Annotated in this window: 24 protein-coding genes; 3 read left to right on the top strand and 21 right to left on the bottom strand. The window is 36.8% G+C overall.

The annotated features are described in order from the left end of the window. Positions 1 to 49 precede the first annotated feature (49 nt). Genes HZR84_13100 through HZR84_13080 form a run of 5 tightly spaced genes read right to left on the bottom strand, consistent with a single transcriptional unit; the run spans position 50 to position 4117 of the window. Complete coding sequence (locus tag HZR84_13100) at positions 50 to 874, bottom strand: formate/nitrite transporter family protein (protein ID QNL22834.1); 825 nt, start codon at positions 872 to 874, stop codon at positions 50 to 52. A 3-nt stretch (positions 875 to 877) separates the two neighbouring features. Next, the gene (locus HZR84_13095; protein ID QNL22833.1) at positions 878 to 1225 is read right to left on the bottom strand and encodes an MmcQ/YjbR family DNA-binding protein; all 348 of its coding nucleotides are present in this window, start codon (positions 1223 to 1225) and stop codon (positions 878 to 880) included. Next, positions 1225 to 1398 carry a hypothetical protein gene (locus HZR84_13090; GenBank protein QNL22832.1) on the bottom strand — a complete coding sequence of 58 codons (174 nt, stop codon included), beginning with the start codon at positions 1396 to 1398 and terminating at the stop codon, positions 1225 to 1227. The genes HZR84_13095 and HZR84_13090 overlap by 1 nt, the downstream gene beginning before the upstream one ends. Further along, the gene (gene ispG, locus HZR84_13085) at positions 1395 to 3377 is read right to left on the bottom strand and encodes a (E)-4-hydroxy-3-methylbut-2-enyl-diphosphate synthase (protein ID QNL22831.1); all 1983 of its coding nucleotides are present in this window, start codon (positions 3375 to 3377) and stop codon (positions 1395 to 1397) included. The genes HZR84_13090 and ispG overlap by 4 nt, the downstream gene beginning before the upstream one ends. A gap of 35 nt (positions 3378 to 3412) precedes the next feature. Continuing rightward, a complete protein-coding gene (locus HZR84_13080) occupies positions 3413 to 4117 on the bottom strand; it encodes an SDR family oxidoreductase (GenBank protein QNL22830.1) in 705 nt (234 codons plus the stop codon). 87 nt (positions 4118 to 4204) lie between these two features. Here HZR84_13080 and HZR84_13075 point away from each other — a divergent pair, with 87 nt between their 5' ends. The 3 genes from HZR84_13075 to HZR84_13065 are packed head-to-tail and all read left to right on the top strand — an operon-like array spanning position 4205 to position 6794. After that, positions 4205 to 4939: an ABC transporter permease gene (locus tag HZR84_13075; protein ID QNL22829.1), complete on the top strand. Its 735-nt coding sequence runs from the start codon at positions 4205 to 4207 to the stop codon at positions 4937 to 4939. Beyond that, the gene (locus HZR84_13070) at positions 4939 to 5694 is read left to right on the top strand and encodes an ATP-binding cassette domain-containing protein (GenBank protein QNL22828.1); all 756 of its coding nucleotides are present in this window, start codon (positions 4939 to 4941) and stop codon (positions 5692 to 5694) included. The genes HZR84_13075 and HZR84_13070 overlap by 1 nt, the downstream gene beginning before the upstream one ends. After that, positions 5685 to 6794: a hypothetical protein gene (locus HZR84_13065; protein ID QNL22827.1), complete on the top strand. Its 1110-nt coding sequence runs from the start codon at positions 5685 to 5687 to the stop codon at positions 6792 to 6794. The genes HZR84_13070 and HZR84_13065 overlap by 10 nt, the downstream gene beginning before the upstream one ends. On the opposite strand, the gene HZR84_13060 is transcribed toward HZR84_13065, so the two are convergent. Genes HZR84_13060 through HZR84_12985 form a run of 16 tightly spaced genes read right to left on the bottom strand, consistent with a single transcriptional unit; the run spans position 6791 to position 25375 of the window. Further along, the gene (locus HZR84_13060; GenBank protein ID QNL22826.1) at positions 6791 to 10366 is read right to left on the bottom strand and encodes a HAMP domain-containing histidine kinase; all 3576 of its coding nucleotides are present in this window, start codon (positions 10364 to 10366) and stop codon (positions 6791 to 6793) included. The two genes, HZR84_13065 and HZR84_13060, sit on opposite strands and share 4 nt — an antisense overlap. Positions 10367 to 10384: 18 nt before the next feature. Continuing rightward, positions 10385 to 10675, bottom strand: coding sequence for a hypothetical protein (locus HZR84_13055; protein QNL23267.1), 291 nt, complete (start codon positions 10673 to 10675; stop codon positions 10385 to 10387). A gap of 7 nt (positions 10676 to 10682) precedes the next feature. Further along, positions 10683 to 11219, bottom strand: a complete 537-nt coding sequence (locus HZR84_13050) for a DUF420 domain-containing protein (GenBank protein QNL22825.1) — start codon at positions 11217 to 11219, stop codon at positions 10683 to 10685. Next, positions 11220 to 11807, bottom strand: a complete 588-nt coding sequence (locus HZR84_13045; protein QNL22824.1) for a hypothetical protein — start codon at positions 11805 to 11807, stop codon at positions 11220 to 11222. A 1-nt stretch (position 11808) separates the two neighbouring features. After that, entirely contained in the window at positions 11809 to 12123 is a 315-nt protein-coding gene (locus HZR84_13040) for a cytochrome C oxidase subunit IV family protein (GenBank protein QNL22823.1), read from the bottom strand. Positions 12124 to 12134: 11 nt separating this feature from the next. Continuing rightward, positions 12135 to 12887 carry a cytochrome c oxidase subunit 3 gene (locus tag HZR84_13035; protein QNL22822.1) on the bottom strand — a complete coding sequence of 251 codons (753 nt, stop codon included), beginning with the start codon at positions 12885 to 12887 and terminating at the stop codon, positions 12135 to 12137. A 5-nt stretch (positions 12888 to 12892) separates the two neighbouring features. Next, positions 12893 to 13480: a cytochrome c oxidase subunit 3 gene (locus HZR84_13030; protein QNL23266.1), complete on the bottom strand. Its 588-nt coding sequence runs from the start codon at positions 13478 to 13480 to the stop codon at positions 12893 to 12895. Positions 13481 to 13494: 14 nt separating this feature from the next. After that, positions 13495 to 14349 (bottom strand): protoheme IX farnesyltransferase, encoded by an 855-nt coding sequence (gene cyoE, locus HZR84_13025; protein ID QNL22821.1) that lies wholly within the window; start codon positions 14347 to 14349, stop codon positions 13495 to 13497. After that, positions 14342 to 15415 carry a COX15/CtaA family protein gene (locus tag HZR84_13020; GenBank protein ID QNL22820.1) on the bottom strand — a complete coding sequence of 358 codons (1074 nt, stop codon included), beginning with the start codon at positions 15413 to 15415 and terminating at the stop codon, positions 14342 to 14344. The genes cyoE and HZR84_13020 overlap by 8 nt, the downstream gene beginning before the upstream one ends. Beyond that, positions 15399 to 17273: a cbb3-type cytochrome c oxidase subunit I gene (locus HZR84_13015; GenBank protein QNL22819.1), complete on the bottom strand. Its 1875-nt coding sequence runs from the start codon at positions 17271 to 17273 to the stop codon at positions 15399 to 15401. Before HZR84_13015 ends, HZR84_13020 begins: the two co-directional genes overlap by 17 nt. Before the next feature lie 10 nt (positions 17274 to 17283). Continuing rightward, entirely contained in the window at positions 17284 to 18330 is a 1047-nt protein-coding gene (locus HZR84_13010; protein ID QNL22818.1) for a cytochrome c oxidase subunit II, read from the bottom strand. Between the two features lie 17 nt (positions 18331 to 18347). Further along, entirely contained in the window at positions 18348 to 19724 is a 1377-nt protein-coding gene (locus tag HZR84_13005) for a quinol:cytochrome C oxidoreductase (GenBank protein QNL22817.1), read from the bottom strand. Between the two features lie 13 nt (positions 19725 to 19737). Continuing rightward, positions 19738 to 20394, bottom strand: coding sequence for a cytochrome c (locus HZR84_13000; GenBank protein QNL22816.1), 657 nt, complete (start codon positions 20392 to 20394; stop codon positions 19738 to 19740). 2 nt (positions 20395 to 20396) lie between these two features. Further along, the gene (locus HZR84_12995; protein QNL22815.1) at positions 20397 to 20924 is read right to left on the bottom strand and encodes a DUF3341 domain-containing protein; all 528 of its coding nucleotides are present in this window, start codon (positions 20922 to 20924) and stop codon (positions 20397 to 20399) included. 1 nt (position 20925) lies between these two features. After that, positions 20926 to 22284: a polysulfide reductase NrfD gene (gene nrfD / locus HZR84_12990; protein ID QNL22814.1), complete on the bottom strand. Its 1359-nt coding sequence runs from the start codon at positions 22282 to 22284 to the stop codon at positions 20926 to 20928. A gap of 10 nt (positions 22285 to 22294) precedes the next feature. Next, a complete protein-coding gene (locus tag HZR84_12985; GenBank protein QNL22813.1) occupies positions 22295 to 25375 on the bottom strand; it encodes a TAT-variant-translocated molybdopterin oxidoreductase in 3081 nt (1026 codons plus the stop codon). Between the last annotated feature and the right edge of the window lie 18 nt (positions 25376 to 25393).

Below are 25393 nucleotides of genomic sequence, written 5' to 3'. Positions count from 1 at the left end.
TTAATTATTAGAATAATTAAATTTAATTAAGCTTTAAACGATTTAAAACTTAATTTACCCTCACATGACTAAATTTTAGAATAGCCACAAAAAAGGTTCCTCCGATTATATTTCCGATGGTTGACCAAAACTGAACATTAATATAATCAGCAAATCCGGGACCGTGGCCAGAAAGAAGGCCGGTAAGCAATTCCACCGATCCTACTATGCAATGATGCAATCCTGCAAGTCCGATTATGGCGGTTACCAATATAACCATGAAGATCCGGCTTAGGGTTTCCTGGGATGAAGTAATTAACCAGCCAAGTAAGCCCATCATCCATCCGGCTAGAATCGCAGAAAACAAAATGACATACCAATTATGTGAAGTAAGCTTTTCAGATAATAAAGCGAATGATTCAAAGTTGACGAATCCGATTTCTGTACCTATAAAAGTTATTAGGATTGCAGATATCAATCCTCCAATAATATTTCCGGCGTAAACGATTCCCCATAAGGCCAAAAGACTTTTAATGCTAACTGAGCCATTTAATACAGGTAAAATGGCCAGTGATGTATGTTCTGTAAACAATTCGGATCGTCCAATTATTACAAATATGAAACCGACCGGGTAACACAATGCCAGAGCCAAGGTTAATGATTCATGGCTAAGAGATTCATAAAACAATGTAACTACAGAAGCCATTACCAAAACACTAAATGCAATTTCAAGCCCGGCTGAAAATGAGGAAATAAACAAGCCAAGATTTGATCGGTTAAATTCTTTTAAACTAGAGGCTATTTGTTCATCAAGAATTTGATTTATTTCTTTTGGTCGGTCCGGAACAGGACTTAAATCTTTTTCTTGTGGTTCTCCTTTTTTTGCTTCAGTCATAAATTAAATTAATCCGGATTGATCTTTTTTAGGAAGACTCTTTACAATTAAATAATAGGAATGATCAATCAACTCATACATTAATTTATCGGGGACACTGCCATCAGTTAACACAGTATTCCAGTGCGTCTTATTCATATGATAACCCGGTGTAATTCCGGGATAACGTTCACGTAGATCAATGGACCTTTCAGGATCGCACTTTAAATTTATACTTTCAAAAAGCTCCACATCTGCCAATGCAAACATTTTACCCTTGACTTTAAAGACCAACACATCGGGTCCGAATGGAAAAGTATCAGTAACGGATTTTTTTCCGAGGCAGTATTCTACAAAAGCCTCAAAAGTCATTAGAAAAAGCGTTTTGCAATAACAAATATGATCCCTACAAGAAACATAATGATTGAAATTTTATTTATTCCATGCATCATTTTCAAATTAAAACTGCTTGGTCTGTTGGGATCTTTCTTTCTAAAAAAGTAAAACAATACTTCTTTAAACCCAAAATACTCTTTTAATTTCATAATTCCTGATTTTCCGGCTCTCGCCACATTCCGTCTGATTTTATTATTTCAATAAGTTCATCCACCGCATTTTCCGAAGGGACACTTCGCTTTATTACTTCTTTTCCTTTGTACAAAGTAATTTTGCCTTTTCCTGATCCAACATATCCGTAATCTGCATCAGCCATTTCACCTGGGCCATTAACGATACAACCCATGATACCAATTTTAACACCCTTGAGATGATCGGTTCTTTTCCTGATCATGGCAGTGGTGTCCTGGAGATCAAAAAGAGTTCTGCCACAGGATGGGCAAGAAATATATTCTGTCTTGGACATTCTTGTTCGTGTTGCCTGCAACACACCAAACGCCGTTTGATTTGCTAATTTCGCCAATTTCAGATTTTCACTTCTGGAATTTTCGAGAGCTTTTATATTTAAACATATCCCATCGCCAAAGCCATCAACAAATAGCCCACCCGTATCTGTGGAGGAATACAGTCTGAAATCCTCAGAATTTAAAGCTCCATAATCGGAAAATATCAGTACAGGTGAATTAATGTTTCTATTCTGTAATTCCAGAAATGCTGATCTCAACTCCGGGTATCTATGATTTGTTTTGGCCGATAACATGAAAACAACGTTTTCTTGCAAAAAATCTTCAAGTCCCTCAGATGTAATATCATCAATTGAAATTTTTATAAAGTTCAAATGCTTATGTGCGTCTGAATTCCCCCAATCTTTTAAGTCAAATAGTGGATATGCTGTTGATTGATCTTCCAGAGAAGTCCAGATTTCAGAATCCACGATTTCCCGAACTCCATTTGGGAGCATAAAGTCAATTTTATTCTTTCCTGAATAAACATAATCAGCACCCTGATCACTCATATTCCATTTATCCGTAAGTGAAAAATAATGATGTCCTATTACATTTAAATCTTCCATTTTCAGATCGGAAATATGACTTAAATCGGCTACAACCCTAGGGAAATTTTTATTTCCAAAGTTTGCTACTTCTATGCTATTTCTTTTTCTGTATTCAAAAGGTGTATAAGCATCCAAATTAATTTCCGGCAGTTTTGCATGTCCCGGTCTTTTAAGATAGCGATCAACCAGTCTGTTGCATACAGGAATTTCGGCCTCAGGTTCCTCAGTCAATGATACTCTTACCGTATCACCGAGTCCATCTTCCAGCAGCGTGCCTATTCCAACTGCTGATTTAATTCTACCATCTTCTCCATCTCCTGCTTCAGTTACTCCAAGATGTAAGGGATAGGGTTGTAAGTTTTCTTCTTCGAGTTTATGAACCAATAATCTATAAGCCTGAACCATCACTTGTGGATTGCTCGCTTTCATTGAAATCACAATGTCAAAATAATCCATGTCCTCACAGATTCTTATAAATTCCAATGCGGATTCTACCATTCCCAGAGGCGTATCCCCATATCGGCTCATAATTCGGTCTGAAAGTGAACCGTGATTGGTTCCAATTCTCATGGCCGTATTATTTTCCTTACAGATTTTGACCAGTGGTTCGAATTTTTGTCTTATTCGCTGTAACTCTTCCTTGTAGCTTTCATCCGTATATTCTATCGCCTCAAATTTTTTCTTATCTGCATAATTGCCCGGATTGACCCTAACCTTTTCAACAATCTTTGCCGCTAATTCAGCTGCATTTGGAGTGAAGTGGATATCTGCTACCAAGGGTGTATCATATCCCCTTTTTCTTAAGCCCTCTTTAATGTTCCTAAGGTTTTCTGCGTCTTTTAAACTGGGTGCTGTAATTCTTACTATTTCACAGCCTGCGTCTATCATTCTAATACTCTGCTCAATGGAGCCCTGAGTATCCATGGTGTCAACCGTTGTCATTGATTGTACTCTGATAGGGTTAGAACCTCCAATTCCAACATTTCCAATCATCACCTCCCTGGTTGGTCTTCTTTTATAGGAAAGAAGATCCTCGCAATATTTTTTTAAATCCTTGATTTCAGCACTAATCATTTCTGTGATTAATTTAGCATAAAGATAAGCTTCATTTAAATGTCGCCCAATTGAGGTCTAACGATTAATTCTTCAATAACGGTATTTTCAGATAAACTGAATGCCGACCATATTGTTTCCGCAATGTCGGAAGATTTAATAAAACGCGATTCGGGCAAATCCACGTCTTCCCAGCTGCTTGTATAGGTTGCGCCTGGTAAAACGGCTGAAACTCGAATTCCAATTTCCTTTAATTCTTCTCTTAATATTTTACTAAAACCAAGCATGGCATGTTTGGAAATGCAATAAGAACCCCCATTTAAATAGGGCATAATACTAGCTGTAGAGCAAATATTAAAAATATAAGCCCCTTTTTTATTTTTCATTGAATCAATGATATAACGGCTCAAATAATAAGCGCTATAAGTATTAATAGACATCATTTTTTCAAGGGAACCGTCTTCTTCTTCTGTGATCTTACCCGGAATGAAAACCCCGGCGTTGTTCACCAGAATATGAATGTTACTATTCCATTTTAAAACATTACCGGCAAACTGCTGAAGTACTTTTTTATCCGAAACATCTACTTTTTGGACATACACTTCATTTTTGTATTGTTTTTCAATCCTTGTCTTTAAATGTTTTAAGTCCTTCTCATTTCTGGAACAGGTAGCTATATCAAAGCCCTCAGATGAAAATTTTTCTATAATTGCTTTACCAATTCCTTTGGTTCCTCCTGTGACAATCGCAACTTTAGACATAAATTGGAAATGATTTACGTTAATAAAAGAATCTTAAACAAATAAAGTTCAGCAGCTTTATAAATTTGCGCTAAATCTAATACAAATATGGGCCAACTCGGAAGGTATTTTATATTCCTGTACAATATGTTCACCAACAGAGAGAATTTTGGTGTGTATGTAAAAATGGTGGTAAATGAATGTTATCAGATTGGTGTAAATTCAGTTTTCATTTTTGTGTTGGTTTCTTCTTTTATGGGCGCTGTAACTGTTGTTCAAACTGCCCATAATCTCATAAGCCCGCTTATTCCGGATTATGTTATTGCATTGGTAACAAGAGATATGGCTATACTCGAGATGTCCCCTACTATTATGGCCATAGTTTTTGCCGGTAAGGTAGGATCCAATATTTCAAGTGAGCTGGGAACGATGAGAATTTCCGAACAAATAGACGCTATCGAGGTAATGGGAATAAATGCAACCTCCTATTTAGTCTTGCCAAAAGTAATCGCATCCCTTATAGTTTACCCCCTGCTTGTAATTCTAAGTGCCGGATTGCTATTACTTGGAGGTTATTTTGCAGGTATTATGACTGGCGTCATAACACCGCATGAATACGCCTATGGATTAAGAGCAGATTTTATTCCATTCAATGTGAGTTTTGCTTTGATCAAATCTTTTGCTTTTGCATTCCTCGTTTCATCGATTTCAGCGTTTTGGGGTTTTCATACCCGAGGCGGTGCACTTGAGGTTGGAATTGCATCTACAGGGGCGGTAACTTCCAGTTGTATTGCAATTTTGATTGCAGATTATCTTTTGGCTCAATTACTATTGGTTTTCTGATGATAGAATTTAAGAATATAGAGAAAAGATTTGGAGAAAAAGAAGTATTAAAAGGCGTGAGTGGCACCTTTTCTCAGGGAATGGTCAATCAAATCATTGGAGCCTCCGGAACGGGAAAAAGTGTTTTATTAAAATGTATAGTAGGTCTTATCTCTCCTGATATTGGAGAAGTATATTACAATGAACGCGATTTTATTCGAGGCAACAGAGATACACAGAAAGCCATTCGGCGTGAAATTGGTATGCTTTTTCAGGGCTCGGCGCTTTTTGATTCCAAAACCGTTGAAGAAAATATCAAATTTCCGATGGACATGCTCACTAAAATGAGTATGGATGAAAAACACGACCGGGTAAATACCTGTTTAAAACTAGTTGGATTGGAAAATTCTAACAGCAAAATGCCTTCCGAACTCAGTGGAGGAATGAAAAAAAGAGTAGGTATTGCAAGAGCCATTGCACTCAATTCAAAATACCTTTTTTGCGATGAACCCAATTCGGGACTCGATCCTCAAACGTCAATAACCATTGATAATTTAATTAAGGAAATAACAGAAGAATTTAATACTACCACCATTGTGGTTACCCATGATATGAATTCTGTAGTTGAAATAGGTGATTATATCATGTTTTTACATGAAGGATATAAAAAATGGGAAGGCTCTAAAGACGATATAATGCATTCCGAGCAGCCTGAACTATTAGATTTTATAATGAGTAGTAAATTAGTTAGAGAAGCAAAAAAACATTGGCACTAAGACCGTTTTTATTGTTTGTCATTTCTATCACACAGCTACATGCACAGTCTGTTTATAATGATGACATAGAAAACAGACATCCCCTTAAGATTAATGACAGGCCTTACATCTCACATACAGAAGAATGCACTGTCCAAAAAGAGTGTTTAAATATTGCATTGACGGATCAATGTCTGATTTATCATAATGATCAATGGTTTGAATTCACCACTCTGGATTCCGGTGATTATTATATCAATATTCGAAATCAGGAATGCCGAGATGTGCGGGGTGTTCAGGCTGTAATAATTGATGGCGAGCCCTGTATGCCGGAATCCTATGAAATTTTAGATTGTGTTTCAAACGGCCATCAGGATGACATGTATATAAAATTGAACCTTAGTGCAAACAAGACTTACTTAATGATTATCGATGGCTATCTTCACGACTATTGTTATTTTGATATTGATGTAAGCACAGACCCTCCAATATTTGCCCTACTTCCAGACAAGACAACCTTTAGCGATACTATTTTTACTCAAAATCCCATTGTACAGTTTCAATGGACTATGGATACTTTTGAGGCTGAACAAATGCAGGAATATCAGATTCTAAGACGACACGATTCAGAAAAAAAATCTAAAATTGTGTGGTCCACACCAAATTTGAGAAATTCATTTGGAGAACCTTTTGTAGAATTCAACAAATACGACACTCTTAATGAGACCCTGGAAGGTTCATATTTCTATAAAATTTCCGGAATGAGACAGGATTCAAGTCAGCTTTTAATTCAAGATATTTTAGTCGTTTATAAAGCGAAAGATTCCTATTATGATCCTGCCCATGACTATATTCAATTTGAATTGCCAAAATCAAAGAGAAAAACACCCTATTCAATTGTGATTAAAGACGCAAAAACAAATGTTAAGCTCGATGAAAAAAGAATTGAATATGATAAACTTTTCAGTACCATCAAACTGGATATTAAAAACTATAGGACAAATGGAATTTTGGAGTTTAATATTGAAATAAACAACCTGAATAGCGGTGAGTTAAAAATCCTCGAATTCAGTAAACCACATAAGTATTTGAAAAAATCCAAAATCCCTGAATTATTTTAATCCTTAATTAAAGGCAATTCTATTAAGAATTCGGTGCCAGAAGCATCACTCTTGAAAGAAATCCGACCATTGGCTGATTCTATGGTTTTCTTTGCCAAAGCCAAGCCTATGCCGGTACCACTACTTTTGGTACTGAAATGAGGTATAAAAATTCTCTCTTCATCATCTTTATCAATTCCAATACCATTATCCTTAATGCGGATTTCAGCTATTTCACCCTGAGCATTTAGAGAAATATTAATTTCAGGATTTATACCTTCTTCGACACTCTGAATTCCATTGAGAATGATATTCCCAATGGATCGACTCAGCATATTCTCATCTGCATAGGTCAACAATTGTTTTTGAGGAATATTAAGATTTAATTCTATATTTTTTTTACCCAAATAAATATTGGATGCCAATTGAATGACCTCATTGATATTTACTTTTTCATTTTTGGGGTTTGGCATTCTGGCAAATTCAGAAAAGGATGAAGCAATTTCTGACAAGGTGTCTACCTGATGTAATAGAGAATTGAGGGTTTGACTTAATTTTTGCTCTTCCGGTATATTGAGATTCTGTTGTCTGATTAATTGTTGAAGCCTCAACCGCATAGGCGTTAAAGGATTTTTAATTTCATGAGCAACCTGTTGCGCCATTTCCTTCCATGCCGCTTCTTTCTCAGTCCTGGCCAGGGCATTTCTACTTTCATTGAGCTTGTCAATCATATCATTATATGAATTTACGAGTTGCCCTATTTCATCTTTAGTATTCCACTCCAGAGGCTCGTTTTTATTCTCAAAAGAGGTGATTTTTATTTTTTCGGATAAACGCAATACTGGGATCATTAACCAATCGGTCAGTTTATTTGAAAAGACAATGAATACGATAAAGGTCAATACAAAGATATTGATGACTGTGCTCAAAAGTTGAATAAAGCGGGTTTCAAGCTCTTCTCTTGACTCATAAAATGGCACTCCTAATATGCCTATTTTTTGTTGATTAAGATCTTCAAGTGCGGCATAGGCTATTTTGTATTCAAAATCATTGATTTGATTTTCACGAATTAAGTAGTCTTCCTTGTTCTGAACAAAGTGATTATATGCACCGGGTTCAATCAGGCGATTGGTTATTCCTCTTTCCCAGAGTATTTCTTTAGAGCTGCTGTTCAAGGTTCCATCGAGGTCGTAAATGAAATAATCGAGAGAAAATACACCGGCAGCTTTTGAAGCTCTTTCTAAAAATACACGTTTTGGTATAAGGCCGTTTTTATAATCGAGAAATGGTATTTCAATTCCCTCGGAAATCACACGAACTTTTTCAAGATAATTGGATTCTACATTTTCCCGGTCATTGTCATTCATAAATTTTAGTACAGCCAAAGAGACAATGATCAAGGGTAGTAAAAAGGCCAAGTTCATAAAGAATTGAATCTTTTGCCTGAAAGGAAGTTCTCTTAGCTGGTAATTATTTTCTTTGATGAGCCAGTAAAGACAAATAGCAAGGAAACTCAAGACCATAAAAACAATGGAAAAGCTGGATATTATAGGCGCTTCACTTTTATTCTTAGAAATGGCAAAATAATGGTCATTGCTTTCTATGAAAAGGACTTTGCTTCCTTTGCTTTCTATGAATCGCCTTTCGCCAGTATTTAACTTTTTTAACATTAAAGCAGCATCTTCATCAATTTCAAATTCAACTTTCAATTTTTCAAAATTAGTTTTTGGAAACTTGTGAATTTTGAACTTGTTATCAACTACATCACGATATTTTTTATCTACCAGAAGTTTTGGGAATATACTATTTGGGCTCGACTTATCCCTGAATACTTCAATTAGAATATGGCCAATAAGTTTCGAATCATTCATTAATTCAATGTGAATAAAATAATCATTGGTTTTACTGTCATTATCCGGTTCAATAAAATACACCATTTCAGATACCCGTCGCTCCTGTCTTAAGTAATTACTTTTAAAGAAAAAGAGATTTCTATATCCTGATTGGGGTTCAAGATTATCTCCATTAGAATTTAAAAAGTCAATGTTCACCTCAAATGGATCAAAATATGAATCGAGATATACCTTTTTAACTTTTTGAATAATTATTTCCCTGGAGGTCATAGGATTTGAAAATGCAATGTAAATAAGCTTGTCGTTTGAGATTTCTTTCGCGGCTTTTGTTAATAGACTTTTCTCGATTTCAAATTGCGTTTCCAATGCCTTGTCAGCAAACCGCCGCATTTGTTTATTCTCTTTTTTATTATTTCCGTATGCAGTAGTTTCTGTAATAAAAAAAGACACTAAAAATATTGCAGAAATTAAATAGGCAATATTAGTTTGAAATGAAGCTTTCCGAATTTTTCGAAAATTCAAGACCCATATTGAATAAATTAAAGCCAAAATCAGATACGCAAAATACCATTCACTATTTATCAGACCTTCAAATAGAAAAAAAGATAAGGCCAATATTCCTATCAGGAAAATGTCATATCCCGAATTGGATGTATCCCTTGTATTTAAAATAAGGCTGCTAACCGTTATAAAAAAAACAAGGCTCATCCCAAAAAGACCGAGGTAGGCATCCAGTGTTTTCCATTCAAAGCGAACAAAATTTATTAGATCCAGGTCAAAACTTTCTTTATCAAAAATTTCTATCCAGTAGGATTTTGAGAAGGAATAAATGAGTATGATTCCAAGAGGAATAATCCATTTTTTGTACTTAACAAAAAAGGATGGTGCCTTAAGTAAGAGCAATGCCATCGATAAAAAGAAAGCCAGTAAATAGGGATAAACAACAAAGAATACTGAATCGGGCTCAGGATTAAGTAGAAACCTCCTTGAATATTCATAAAACAGAATTAATAAAAGAAAAAAGAGAGAGAACAAACCAAGATTTTTTCTGCTTTTGGAGGAAATTATTTCAGCTGAAGTCCTGATTTTAAAGTAACCCAAGCCTAAAAGAATAATAAAAACACAAATCATTGCGAATTCTAAGCCGCCAAATACTTTAGTATTGTGTGCTTCACTCTCGCGAAAACATATATTTAATTCAATGTCCTTATTCAGAAATATGCTGTTCTGACATTGACCGGATTCAGAAATTTCCCAATTAAAACTAAAATTGGAGTTTGAGCCTTTTGATAGCCACTCATTTTCTATACCAACATTGGTCCAAAGAGGTATAATCCCCAAATAAGTAATTTCTTTATCTGTTTTTTTTATAAGATATATTGATTGACTATATCCGCTGTTTTTATAGAGCAAGCCATTATCCAATTTTTTGGGAAACTGAGGTGGCCTGATTTCATTATTATTCCAATACACCAATTCATTGTTGTGGTAGATAAATACAGGAAATGGGAATTGTAATTCCCTAAAGGTTTTAAATGAAGGAATGGTTGAATTGTATCTTACGGAATACTCATCGAAAGTTTCACTCAATTCCAGAATTCTATTCTCGATTTGAATTTCAACTATTGCTGTTTTTAATGATGCCGGAATCCAGGAGGGTTTAAATTCCTTAAAAATCAGCAGTATAAAAAATAGCAACCAAAATAAAAGGAATAGCCCTTCTCTCAGGTTGCTTTTCATAATTTTAAAATAATCAGATTAAGCTCTGCTAATGGTTTGTTTGAGCTTTTTTTCAATTTTTTCTCGCTTTTCTTTATTTCTCTTGCTATTTCTATACCAAAGTATGGCAATAACAGTAAATAAGATATAAGGAACAGACATTAGATACAAAATTCCGGCATTCAAACCGGCAGCAAAAGTTTCTGAATTCTCACTGTTTTCAACAGTAGCTTTACACATGGCACATTGAGAAAAGGCCATTTGAGCACTTACAATCCAGACAAGCAATGTCAGAATTCCCGAAGCAATAATTTTTTTAAATGAATTTATCATTAGCCTAATAGTAGGGACTTATCATTAAATATACAACAACACCGGTAATCGCCACATAAACCCATATGGGAAAGGTCCATTTTACTATTTTTTTATGTTTTTCTCTTTGATCACTAATGGCATAATAAATAGAAAATAAAACAAAAGGGACCACTACCGCTGCTAATATTATATGTGTTATTAAAATGAAGTAATATAGCATTCGAATAGTTCCTTCGCCTCCAAATTTTGTTGGCTCTGCCTGATAATGATAAATGACATAAGATACTAAAAAAATGCTCGAGATAATAAAAGCAGAGATCATCATTAAGCGATGCCAGGATTCTTTTTTACGTTTTATAAATATAAATCCTGCAATCAAACATATGGATGTGGCTGTATTCAGAACCCCGTTGAGATGAGGTAAAAACGAAACATCAAAATCACCTAATTTTCCGCTTTGGGGGAAAAAAATTAAGATGGCCACTAGCAATGGAATGGCTACTGAAAGAAGAATAATTAAATTTCTGTACTTGGATTCGCTTGCTTCACTTATATTCATTTATCTATCCAGTAAAATTTGATATTCCGTAACTAAACGGTCGACCTCAGCTTTTACAGAGGGATTATATATACCTCTGAAATAATTATTTTCATCAATCAAAAACAACACTCCTTCCGGAAAGTAATAGGCTGTATAAACTGATTCGAGAAGTTTAAAAAGACTATTAAAGTAATTCTCATTTTTATCCGCGCCGTACATAAATAACAATTCAATATTCCTCTTGTTTTGAATTTTATCTTTTAATCTGTTTAGCTCGGCGATATGATTTTCACTCGGCCCATTCTCAATTATACAATCGTAAATTATTTTAATTGATTTAGAATCATCTTTTGTTATTCCGTCAAATAAGAGATAAACAGAATCAGATTGAATTTCCGTTTTACCGGAATTATCAATTAGAAAATCAGGGTTTGAAAATGAACGACAATTCTCATTTAATTCAATCTCACCATTTTTAGCTATTCCAAGATTTAACAAGTAAGGAAGATCAAAGCGATTTTCCCCAAAGAAAAAAAGGAACAAAAACAAAAAAGCCGGTACTGCAAGCAAAATTACCAGCAGACCGGCTCTAATATTAATTTTCATATTATGCGTATATAGATCCTCCTTCGACCAATAAGGCTATAATCAGCCAAACTACAAATACCATTGGTATTAATATCGACCAGATTAATATCTTGACTTCGTATTTGAGATGCATAAACTCACCTACGATATAAGCAGCTTTTACAATCGTTAAACCAACGAATATCGCTACTTTCAGAGTTCTTGGAATTCCGGGAGTAAAGGCTATTGCAAACTCTATAGCCGTTACAAAAGCAAGAATACCGGCCGTTTTCCAAACTTTCCTTATATGTGCTTTTGAAGCTTCTTCAGGTGATAAATTAGTAGTATCTGCCATTATTATTTTTTTTAAACAAGATAAAAGAATGTAAAAACGAATACCCAAACCAAATCCACAAAGTGCCAGTACAGACCGACTTTCTCTACCATTTCATAATGGCCTCTTCGTTCATAAGTACCAATGACTACATTATAAAAAATTATATAATTGATTACAACGCCGCTAAGAACGTGCGTTCCGTGAAATCCTGTAATAAAGAAAAACAGATCAGCAAATGGCTGTGGTCCGTATTCATTTTCAGCAAGATTGGCTCCAAATACTGTACGTGATACCCATTCACCATTTACAAGTTCTTTAACTGACAATCCGGAGTCGGAACCAACGATAAAGTGAGTCCACTCCCAGGCCTGACATCCGAGGAAAGCAATCCCTCCCAAAATGGTCCATAACATCCATTTTTGCACCTCTTCTTTGCTGTTTCTATGGCCGGCCTCTACCGCTAAAACCATTGTAACCGAACTCATAATGAGTATAAAAGTCATCAAACCAACAAAGACCAGGGGAAGGTGAACACCATGGAAAAATGGGAATGCATCGAATACCATTTCAGGTATTGGCCAATATTCCTGTGAAAAGACAAAATTTTCAGCCACGCCATCATAGGCCGGATAGCTAAAACGAATCATTCCATAGGTCACAAGTAAAGCTGAAAAGGTAAAGGTGTCCGACATGAGGAAAAACCACATCATCAGTTTACCATAACTGGCATTGAAAGGTTTATTCCCTCCCGACCAATCCAATTTCGCTGTAGTAGTAGCCATATCTTTTAATTATTAAGTATCAAAAAGCCAAACAAATATAACCAAAGACCATCCAAAAAATGCCAAAATGTTGTACACATTTCCATTTGTGACATGTTTTTTGAATGAATTTTAGATCTAAAAATATTGATAAGTACAATAATAAGAAAAACAATTCCTGATACAATATGAATTCCGTGTAATCCACTAAAGACATATACAAAAGAACCGGAGGGATTACCAACGAAATACACATCATTGCTGACCAGTTCTCCCCAGGCAACAAACTGTCCATAGCAAAAGACCAAACCCAATATTACCGTAACAGTAATAAAGATCTTGGCTCTTTCAAACATATCTCTTTTAATCGAATAATAGGCAAGATGCATGGTCACCGAACTCAATAGAATAATCCCTGATGTATAGTAAAACATATCTGGCAAATTGAATTCAAGCCAATTACCTTCTGCCTTTCTTACAACATAAGCGCTGGTTAAGGCTGCGAAAATCATTACGATTGACACGATAAACAGCCATGTCGCAAATTTCATTGGATGCATAGACAAAGGTCTTCGTGCTTCCTGATCCTCCAAATATAAATCTCTGCTTTCCATTTCTTCTTCTTCCATTATATTTTATCCAGAATTAAAGCGATCTGAATCAAAGGCAAATAAATAAATGATCCGAACATAATTTTTAATGCCGATTTCTTTTCACATTTTCTAACGTGAACAAATGTGGCCCAAATAAAGGCAATTGCCGCTATGCTTAATATCACAGCTGACCAAATTCCTGTCAATCCCATTTTTGCCGGCAGTAGTCCCAAAGGCAACAAAAACAATGAGTACATCATCATGTGAATGGCCGTTTTTCTGTCCGGACCAAGTGCTGAGGGTAACATTTTAAATCCGGCTTTTGAATAAGCCTCAGACTGCACCCAAGCTATCGACCAAAAATGAGGGAACTGCCATATAAACTGAATCGAAAACAAAACAATCGCACCCATTCCAAGGTTTCCTGTAGCCGCAACCCAACCAATTAATGGAGGAAGTGCACCGGGTACCGCTCCTACCAACACAGAAATTGGTGATTTTTGCTTCAATGGTGTATATGCGAAGGCATAAAGAACCAGGGATAATATTGTGAGTAAGGCCGATGGTATATTTACAAACAATGCAAGAACAATTGTACCCAATACGATCAGTATTGCTGAAAATAGCACTGCCTGAAATACTTCCATTCTACCGCTCGGTAGAGGACGGTTCATCGTTCTGGGCATTAATTTGTCAAGATCTTTCTCAAGAATTTGATTGATAGCATTGGAAGCACCAGTAAGCATAAAACCTCCAATAATGAACATGGAAAATTTAAACCAGTCAAAGCCACCACTATGTCCCATGAGATATCCAAAGGCACCTGAAAAGGCAACCAGAAGACTCAACCTGAGTTTTGTAAGTTCAATATAGGATTTTATTTTATTCACTTGTTTTTAATAATAAAGATGACTTTCGAGACATTAGAAACAAGAGCAATACAAGTCCAAATAGCAATGTGCCATTTAACAAATGCAATGGTTGTAAATAAGGAGGTATTTCAAAAAAATACATTCCGATACCGATTACAATTTCCAAACTGACAATTCCTATCATCAGAAATGTCATTCTAAATTCCAGATCAGATGATTTGTAATTTTTATAAATCTTAGTAAAAGAATATATCGCGACAGCTAAAAATAACCATGAAAAAGAGCGATGGATATAGAATGAATTATCCAAATATGCAATCCAATTGCTTCTGTTATCAAAGCCAAAGTTTCTTGATAAAATGTCCACTGATTCCCTGACCTCTGTGCCTAAAATGAATTGAGGCACAAGTGCAATCAACATAAACAAAAAGACGTATTTAAGTTTTGAAAATTCCTTAGAATTCGGACTAAAATTTGTATCGGGATATGCATTATATACCAGGGCGATCAATGCTGAAATTATTAACAAGGCCAATAACATATGAATGGTAATCATACCCGGAAGCAAATTAGTTGAAACAACTATTGAGCCCAACCAACCCTGAAAACCTGTCAGAATTACGATTACTCCCGAAAAAGCCGCAAGACTTTTTTCAATCTTTATCAGGGGCAAAGCACTTATGAATAATCCTATGAGCAAAATACCAATAATTGCTCCAATCAGTCGATTAATATATTCAACCCAGGTTTTTACTGCATTGAAATCTTCTTCCACATAAGTATTTGAATCTCCCAGAATAAGTTTGGCACTTTGGCTTGCTCCGAATGATTCCAGTGTAGATGCCAGTTTAATATTCTTATTCTTTCTCTTTTCGCTATAAATAGCTTTATAGTTTTGGGGCAGTTCACTTTCTAATGTAGGAGGCACCCATTGACCAAAGCATTTAGGCCAGTCGGGACAACCCATTCCCGAACCGCTGCTCCGCACTACACCACCTACAAAAATTAGGAGGTACACAGCAATAATGCTTGTAACTCCTAATCTTCTAAACCTTTTAAGATTTTTATCAGGCTTTATTTTCATCAATAACTATTCCCTCTTCCTCTGCCTTTCCTTCATTCTCCATTAACTCATTTTCGTGTGGAAGGTTTGATTCTTTTGTTTCAGAATAAGGTACATATTGAGGGATAAAATCTTCATCTGCACCAGGCTTGCTATAGTCATAAGGCCATCTGTAAACATGAGGAATCTCTCCAACCCAGTTGCCATGTTGTGGGAATCTTGGCGTAGACCACTCCAATGTATTAGATCTCCATGGATTAGCCGGTGCCAATTTGCCACTGAACATGCTGTAGAAAAAGTTAAATGCAAATACAAGCTGCGCACCAAAGGTAACGATAGCGGCAATGCTTATGAACATATTTAAATCAGTAAAAGTGCTGAAGGCATCAAAGTTTGTAAATGAATAATATCTTCTTGGAAATCCGGCTATTCCGATATAATGCATTGGGAAAAACACAAGGTAAACACCAATGAAAGTAAACCAAAAATGAACGTATCCAAGCCTTTCATCCATCATTCGGCCAAACATCTTAGGGAACCAGTGATATACACCAGCCATCATTCCAAAAAATGCAGCGGCGCCCATAACGAGGTGAAAATGAGCTACGACGAAATAAGTATCGTGTAATTGTATGTCCAATGCAGAATTACCAAGCGTAATTCCTGTTACTCCACCTGAAATAAACAGAGATACCAAACCTATGCTAAATAGCATACCGGGGGTAAAAACTATATTTCCCTTCCACAAAGTTGTAATATAATTAAATGCTTTAACGGCACTCGGGATAGCAATAATAAGAGTAAGGAACATAAAAATTGATCCAAGGAATGGATTCAATCCAGAAACAAACATATGATGTGCCCATACAAGGAAACTTAAAATTGTAATTCCCAACATAGAACCGATCATGGCTTTATAACCAAAAATTGGTTTTCTCGCATTCGTTGCTATTACCTCTGAAGTAATTCCTAAAGCAGGAAGCAACACAATATAAACTTCCGGGTGGCCAAGGAACCAAAATAAATGTTGATAAAGAATTGCGCTACCGCCAACATTAGGTAAGGCTTCCCCACCTATATATATTTCAGATAAATAAAAACTAGTGCCAAATGATCGATCAAAAATCAGTAATAGAGCAGCTGAGAACAAGACTGGAAAAGATAAAATTCCAATAATGGCGGTAAGGAAAAATGCCCATATTGTCAGTGGTAATCTTGAGAAAGACATACCTTTGGTTCTTAAATTAATTACTGTTGTGATGTAATTAATACTTCCCAATAATGATGATACTATAAACAAGGACATGGAAACCAACCACATGGTCATACCCATACCTGAACCCGACAATGCCTGAGGCAAAGCACTCAATGGTGGATAAACCACCCAACCTCCTGCTGCAGGACCAGTTTCTAGAAATATAGAAATAAACATTACTGCACCGGAAAGAAAAAAGAACCAGTAAGACAGCATATTTAAAAATCCGGAGGCCATATCCCTTGCACCAATCTGAAGAGGAATCAGGAAATTAGAAAAAGTACCGCTTAACCCTGCCGTCAATACAAAAAACACCATTATGGTACCGTGCATTGTTACAAGGGCTAAATAAAATTCCGGGTCTAATTTTCCATCAACAATCCATCTTCCTAAAAGTGGCTTTAACCAGGAAATATCAGCGTCGGGAAAACCGAGCTGAATTCTAAATAAAACAGAAAACAAACCGCCAATAAAGGCCCACATCAAACCTGTGATCAGGAATTGCTTAGCAATGGTTTTGTGATCTGTTGAAAAAACGTATTTCGTAAAAAAATTACCGTGATCTTCGTGATCGTGGTGATCATCGTGTGATGTTGTAGTATTTTCTAAAGCTGCTGTAGCCATAATTTTTAATTTACAGTATTGCTTTGTTTAGTTCTTTATTTTTTTGAGCTGTCGCACCACCCCTTTTGGCTTGTGCTTCATCCACATAATCCTTATTTCTAACCGCCCATGGTTCTTCAGCGGCGTACCACTCGTTAAACTCATTTTCATCCTGAACAACGATTTCCATCCTCATGGCAAAGTGACCACGTCCGCAAACTTCAGTACACGCCAACTCATATGTAAAATCAGGATTGGCAGTAATTGTTTTCATTTCCGCCGTAGTTATTTCCGGTACAAACCAAAATTCATTTCTCATTCCGGGAACTGCATCCATTTTGAGTCTGAAATGAGGTGCAAATACACTGTGAAGTACATCTACCGCTCTTATTTTGAAAAGTACTGGCTTGCCTTTTGGTAGATAGATTTTTCTGGGTACGATATCATCCATACTGGCATTATCAGTAAAGTCCATTCCAAACTGATTTGTCGCATCGATCAATCGATAATCGAAATGCCCCAATTCATTATCTTCTCCCGGATATCGCACTTCCCAACCAAATTGTTTGGCTTTTATTTCAATTACCAATGCATCATCGGGTGCTTTATCAGTAATCTTAGTCCAGGTTCTCCACCCCGTGATAACCAATGCCGTGAGAATAATTGCCGGAACAATAGTCCATACAATTTCCAGTGTATTATTATCAGGATAAAATGATGCCTTCCTACTTTCCTTAAATCTATATCGCCAGGAAAAATAGAAAAGAATAAAGTTTGTAAACAGAAACATCGCAATCGTTATCCAGGTGGTTACCCAGAACATGCTGTCTGTCCATTTACCATGCATAGAAGCCGATTCGGGCAGGAAATTCTCTTTTGCAATCCCGCTATACCAAAACATGGCCACTACACCTACTAAAAATAAAAAGAACAACATGAAGCCATTCACATTGTTACTTGTTTTCTCTCTTTTATTATCTGTCCCTTTAACAATAGAAACAACCGCAAGTAATCTGAAAATCAGAAATAAAACTGCAATAGTTAATATTGCTCCAAGTCCAATAAGTAAACTAGTCATCTACGCCTTGTTAATTTTTAAACATCATGATGTAAACTCTCCTCCAACATGGGGTGATTCTTTGCAATCAAAGGCATTTTACTCAACCCATTCAACACTACGAACAGGAATAACGCAAGATAAATCATTGCAGTTCCTATTTCCAGAAAGCCTAAGCTTCCATGCTCCTTCAAAGTTCCGGGGGTGATCATTAGGTAAAAATCCGACCAATGACCAATTAATACAATAACACTCACCAACTTCAACATTACAAATTTTCTCTTCGATTCTCTTGTCATAAATAACAAAAATGGGAAGAAGAAGTTGAGAAAAAGATTAACATAAAAGAATTTAGCGTAATGGTCGCTATTTAACCTTTCCCAAAAATATACCGTCTCTTCCGGAATGTTTGCATAATAGATAAGCAAAAACTGTGAAAACCAGATGTAAGTCCAGAAAACGCTGAATCCAAAAATAAACTTTCCAATATCGTGAAAGTGGTTTTCATTTACCCCTTGTAAATAACCATTTTCTTTTAAAATAACAGCCAGAAGTGTGATAGCAGCTAGTCCGGAAACAAACCAACTGGCAAATACATACCAACCAAACATTGTGCTGAACCAATGCGGGTCTATTGACATTATCCAATCCCAGGCCATGATAGAAGATGACACCGCAAAGAATATGATAAATAAAGTAGAAGTCGTTACGCTTTTATTATAGAAACCTGTCCCGCCTTCTACATCTTCCTTCAAGGTGTTTCTTCGAAGTAGGTAAAAACACAAGGTCCAAACTGCCACAGCTACGACCATTCTAATCAAATAGAAAGGCTCATTTAGAAAACTTCTTTTCCCTGCCAGAATTGAATCGTATTCCGGATTAGGACTTCCGTCGCTGAGGGTTAAATTGTAGAGATAATCATGTGTCCAGTGAAACAGATCATGTTTTGCAACAAGAAATACAACTAATATCAAGGCTCCTCCAATTGGAATCCAATGACCGAATGATAACATAATCCTTATAAACATGGTGGACCAGCCTGCTCTGGCTACATATTGAATGGCAAAGAAAAACAGACCAATGATACCCAATCCCATGAAAAACATATTGTTGATCCATAGGTTGGCATAAACTTTTTGAATCCACGAATATCCGTTATGGCCTCCCTCTTCGGAATGTTCTGCTTCCGCATGACCATGTGAATCCGCTTCGGAATGATCCTGAGCAGAAATTGATATATTCATTGCATGAGAATCACCATGTTCTTCACCGTGATGTGATGAACCCGACATTTCCATAAATGCACCTAAGGCAAAAAGCAAGAGTCCGACCACCAAGGTGATGACAAGATTTCTTTTTGCTTTCGAGGTGAATTCGAATTTTTCTTCAGTGTTAATTGTAACGTTATGATCCATACTCATAAGTGATTCACAGTTTTTGTAATTCCTGAACGTATCGCACTATTTTCCATCGCTCCTCAGGAGACATTTGAGATCCATGCGGCCACATTCTGCCTTTTCCATGCGTGATGACATGATAAATATGCCCACCACTTACATTTTTAACGGCTCTAGAGTTATATTTTGGTACACCTGGATATTGCTCGGCTACTTTACCATCGGCAGCACCCTGCTTGCCATGGCAATGCTGACAAAACTGTAGATACAATTCTTTTCCTTCGGCTAAAACTTCAGGAGTTTCCGGCAAAGGATTTTGTAAAATTTTACCCGCCAATTCCAAACTGTCTTTGTGGAGTCTTTCCGCCAGGAAATAAACGTTTTCTGATGAATCCTTATCGTTGATGGTATAGTTTCTCCTTGCAATGGTATTCTCCACCGGTTCACGCATGTTCATTTCATGCGGATTGTTAGGGTTTGAGTTATAGTATTCTCCTATTTCCTGTTCTGAAGAATTAACCCACATTCCCGAGGTTTTATCGGTAACCTGTTTTAATGGTTCGTAGGGAACGGAGTGATACATATTGGGGGCATATTCTACACCCTGGTCATTACCACCTGCACTACAAGAAGCAATAATACCGGCCAGGCCGATGAGAATAATTAAGTTAAAAGTTTTAGCTCTCATATTCATTCAAAGTCTTTTCTGTATACTTCTGATGCACCTGCTGCCTGAAGTATTGATTGTATTTCATTTTCGCTCAATTTGTTCACAGCCAGATCTACAGCCATAACCATTTTGTCATCTGTGCTACGAAGGTCAAATATTCTTGGCGTTTTATGCGGTTTTAAATCACTTAAAACAAAGAATGTTCCAACCATCCCTAAAGAACCTATCAATACCGTTAATTCAAAGGTAACCGGCACAAAAGTTGGTGCAGAAACAAAGTTCTTACCACCAATAATCATGGGCCAATCGATGCCTAACATCCATACCTGCATTAAAATTGCCAATGAGGTACCCAGTGCTCCAAACATAAATGCCGCCACTGAAAGTTTGCTTCTTTTATATCCTAATTTCGCTTCTATTCCGTGGACTGGATAGGGTGTAAAAACTTCTTCTATTTTAACACCTTGCTCGCGAACATGGCTAATTCCATGTAGCACCTTTTCGCTGTCATCAAATATGCCGACCAAGTAGTTTTTCTTTGTCTCCATATTAATATTTTTTGCTGTTAGCTTTGATAATTGATTTTACTTCTGCCATATTGATTACCGGGAAAAATTTGGCAAACAATAGGAAAAAGAAGAAAAACACACCAAAAGTGAATAGATATACACCCACATCGTACATAGTTGGATAAAACATCGCCCAACTTGAAGGCAGAAAATCTCTATGTAACGAAGTCACAATGATCACAAATCTTTCAAACCACATTCCAATATTTACTATAATTGAAAGTGTGAAAGTTGCGATGATATTAGTTCTTATTTTCTTTACCCAGAATAATTGAGGAGAAATCACATTACAGGACATCATGGATGCATAAGCCCACCAGTACGGCCCTGTTGCTCTGTTAAGGAAGGCATATGATTCTGCTTCCACTCCTGAATACCAGGCAATAAAAAATTCTGTGATATAAGCTATTCCCACAATTGAACCAGTAACGATTATAATAATGTTCATCAACTCAATATGATAAATCGTAATATAATCTTCGAGACTGAATAGCTTTCTAGTTACTATCATCAAAGTCAATACCATGGCAAATCCAGAGAAGATTGCTCCTGCCACGAAATACGGAGGAAATATAGTCGTATGCCAACCAGGAATTACCGAAGTTGCAAAGTCAAAACTTACAATGGTGTGCACCGAAAGTACGAGAGGAGTCGCCAGGCCTGCAAGAACCAGCGCAACTGTTTCATATCTGTTCCAATCTTTGGCGCCACCAGTCCATCCAAAACTTAGTGCACCATAAATTGATCTTCTCATTCCGGTTGCACGGTCTCTAATGGTCGCAAAATCCGGAATAAGGCCAATGTACCAGAACACAAGTGATACGGTGAAATAGGTGGATATGGCAAACACATCCCATAAAAGCGGTGAATTAAAGTTGACCCAGAGTGATCCAAAAGTATTTGGCAATGGAAGTGCCCAATAAAATCCTAACCAAAGACGACCCATGTGTAACAATGGGAACTGCGCCGCACAGATTACCGCGAAAATTGTCATGGCTTCTGCCGCTCTGTTAATCGACATTCTCCATTTCTGACGGAAAAGCAATAAAATGGCGGAAATCAAGGTACCGGCATGACCTATACCTACCCACCACACGAAGTTGGTAATGTCCCAAGCCCAACCTACTGTTTTATTTAACCCCCAGACGCCAATTCCATCCCATAATGTCCGGAATACACAGTATCCGCCAAATCCCAATGCTCCCAGAGAGAGTATTATTCCAAACATCCAAAGTTTGTTTGGTTTGGCTTCAACATAATGACAAATATCTTCCGATACATCATGGACGGTCTTTTGACCGGTAACTAAGGGTGTTCGTACTGTAGAAACTACTTCCATACCTATTGGTCTATGATGTTTTACTTTCTAAATCCTTATTTCTTACTTTTCTGAGATAAGTCACATTCGGAAGAACAGTTAATTCCTCTAATGCGTGAAATGCTCTTTCCTTATTGTCCTCGTTTATCAATTTACTGATTCTGCTATTCGGGTCTTTCATGTCGCCAAATACCAGTGCCTCGGTAGGACAAGCAGAGGCACAAGCTGTCGTCACTTCGCCGTCTTCTACTTTTCTCAGTTCTTTTTTGGCTGCCAATTTTCCACTCTGAATTCTCTGAACACAGAATGTGCATTTTTCCATTACTCCTCTTGATCTCACGGTCACATCTGGGTTTAGAACCATTTTACCGAGATCGTTATTCATTGCTGTGTTACCAGGAAACTGCTTATTATCATGGTATTTAAACCAGTTGAATCGTCTTACTTTATAAGGGCAGTTATTTGCACAATATCTTGTTCCAATACACCTGTTATAGGTCATTTGATTTAAACCTTCTGTACTATGAGTGGTTGCCGCAACAGGACATACTGTTTCGCAAGGCGCATTATTACATTGCTGACACATCATTGGTTGGAATACAACTTCTGGATTATCAGAAGCTTGTTCCATTTCCTTATAACCGGCAACAGATTTGTCTTCTAAATCCGCATCCGTACTATAATACCTGTCAATCCGCAACCAATGCATTTCTCTACGACGAATAACTTCGTCTTTTCCAACCATTGGTATATTGTTTTCCGAAAAACAGCTCACTACACATGCCGAACAACCGGTACAAGAATTAAGGTCAATTGCCAATCCCCAATGATGGTTTGGATATTCATGCCCTTTCCACAATGAAATGGAATCAGGGGCTTTGTGACCATCATAGGTTGTAATTTTTGGAGAATGCTTTCCTGCACTAGGATTTTTTTGATAATCAGATAAAACGGTTTCCTGCACCACAAACTCTCTTCCCATTACGGTTTCATGCGTCTGGGTTTGTGCCAATTTGTAAGTTCCGCCTGTTTTTTCGATTGTTACTTCGGAAGCGTGATTTAAGTAACCTGATTTAGAAGAAATGAATGGATAAGCATTTTTTCCAAGTCCGTTTCCAACTCTTCCGGCTTTTGATCTTCCAAAGCCATAGGCGATACCAATTAAATTATTGGCTTGTCCCGGTTGTATCAATACAGGAAGTTCAACGCTATGTCCATTTGCACTCACTTTGACAAGATCACCTTGTTTGTAGGTATCTCCTGCCATGGTAATTGACATGCTGACATAGTTATCATAGCATACTTTGGTAATTGGATCAGGACATTCATGCAACCATGGATTATTGCCCTGTGCTCCTGAACCAACATTTATATTTTCGTAAACAAGTAATTCTACATTAGCTGAAGCCTTCTTCGAAGAAAGATTCGACAGTGCGGCATCCAGAGAACCGGAAGCCTCTTCAGCCGGTGAATCATGCATACTTGCATATTCTTCAGACTTAAATTCAAATACACCATCGTGTAAAGACCTGTCCCAAAAGGAATCAAAATTTACAAATCCGCTTGATACTGGGTAGAAATTACTTTCCCAATTCTTTTTGATAAAATCGTAATAATCACCGTCCATTTCAGACCATTTCATCAGAGAACTCTCGGATTGTCTGGTAGAGAATAGTGGAGAAATAGCTGGTTGAGTCAAGCTCAAATGACCTTTCTTAGGTTCAGCATCATTCCATGATTCAAGATAATGATGAGAAGGACAAACATAATTACAAACACTTGCCGTTTCATCATTGCTAAGTGAAGTTGAAACTGATAATTGCGCTTTTTTAATCGCATCGGATAATTTTGCACCATTGGGATGATCGTAAACTGGGTTGCAATCCATGAAAATGACAGCACTATAAATTCCACTGCTCAGATCAGCGATGAAGTTTGCCATTTTCATATCATCTCCCTGACGAAGATACACCGGTGTTGTGGTGTCAATTGTTGAACCGTAATTTCCCAGAATGTTATTTATTTCATTCACAACCATTTGAACATCCGGGTCATTAGATCCGGATACCAAAAGGGATTTACCTTTATTCTTTTTCAGATCCGAAATGGCTTTAGACAAGTTGGCATTGTCTTTTGGACTTGAGCCACCACTTACTCCTTCGTAAATGGCTTTAACAATCGAAGCCTCTTCAGAAGGTTTTATTTTTGATCGATAATCAGCATTTGAACCGGTTAAAGTCAATAAAGACTCAAACTGATAATGCCTAGACATGCTCTTTTTATTTTTTCCTAATTTTCTGGTTCTGGCATACTGACTTGAAAATTCCACAGGTGAAATCCATGTACCAAGAAAATCAGCATTGATACCTACAATTACATTCGCCTTGCTAAAGTCATATGAAGGCACCATTCTGGTACCAAAAGTGCCTTTGTTGGCGTCGGCTAATGCAGAAACGGTATTTACATCGTAAGTGATTTCGTCTACGTTGCCATATTTTTCAGAAAAGGCTTTTTTAGCCATTTTTGAAGATGGACTAATATCGCTCTTTCCTACCAATGCAATGCGACCACCGGAAGCCGAGATTGAATTTAATTTAGAGATTATATCCGCATCAACTTTGTCCCATTCTGCTTTTTCTCCTTTGATGGTGGCTTGAGTTAATCGCTCTTTGCTATATAAATCTAAAACGGAAGCAATTGCTCTTGCATTTAATGCGCCGCTTGTTACCGAACTCAATTTGTTTCCTTCAACAAAAATAGGTCGACCTTCTCTTGTTTTTACAAGAATACTGGCATAAACACCGTCCTGTGTATATGACGAAGCATAATAATTCGGAATGCCCGGATCAACATCTTCGGGTTTATTTAAATAAGGTATAGCTTTTCTTACAGGCGCTTCACAAGCAACCAGGGATGCCGCTGCAACGCTAAAACCCATAAGCTTAAGAAAATCCCTCCTACTTGTACCTTCTTCCTGATCTTCCTCTTTGGCAGGACCATTTTGTTCCTTTACAGGAAGGTACTCGGGAAATTCTTTATTGGCATATTGAAGGAATTCCGGATCCTGATTCAGTTCCTCAACACCTTTCCAATATTTCTTGTTGCTTCCCATATTATCTGTTTAAATATT

Origin of the sequence: Hyphobacterium sp. CCMP332, assembly GCA_014323545.1 — a bacterium.
In the GTDB taxonomy this organism is placed as follows: Bacteria; Bacteroidota; Bacteroidia; order Cytophagales; family CCMP332; genus CCMP332.
Note: the sequence above shows the minus strand (reverse complement) of the source record. Positions and strands in the feature narration are given on the sequence as shown.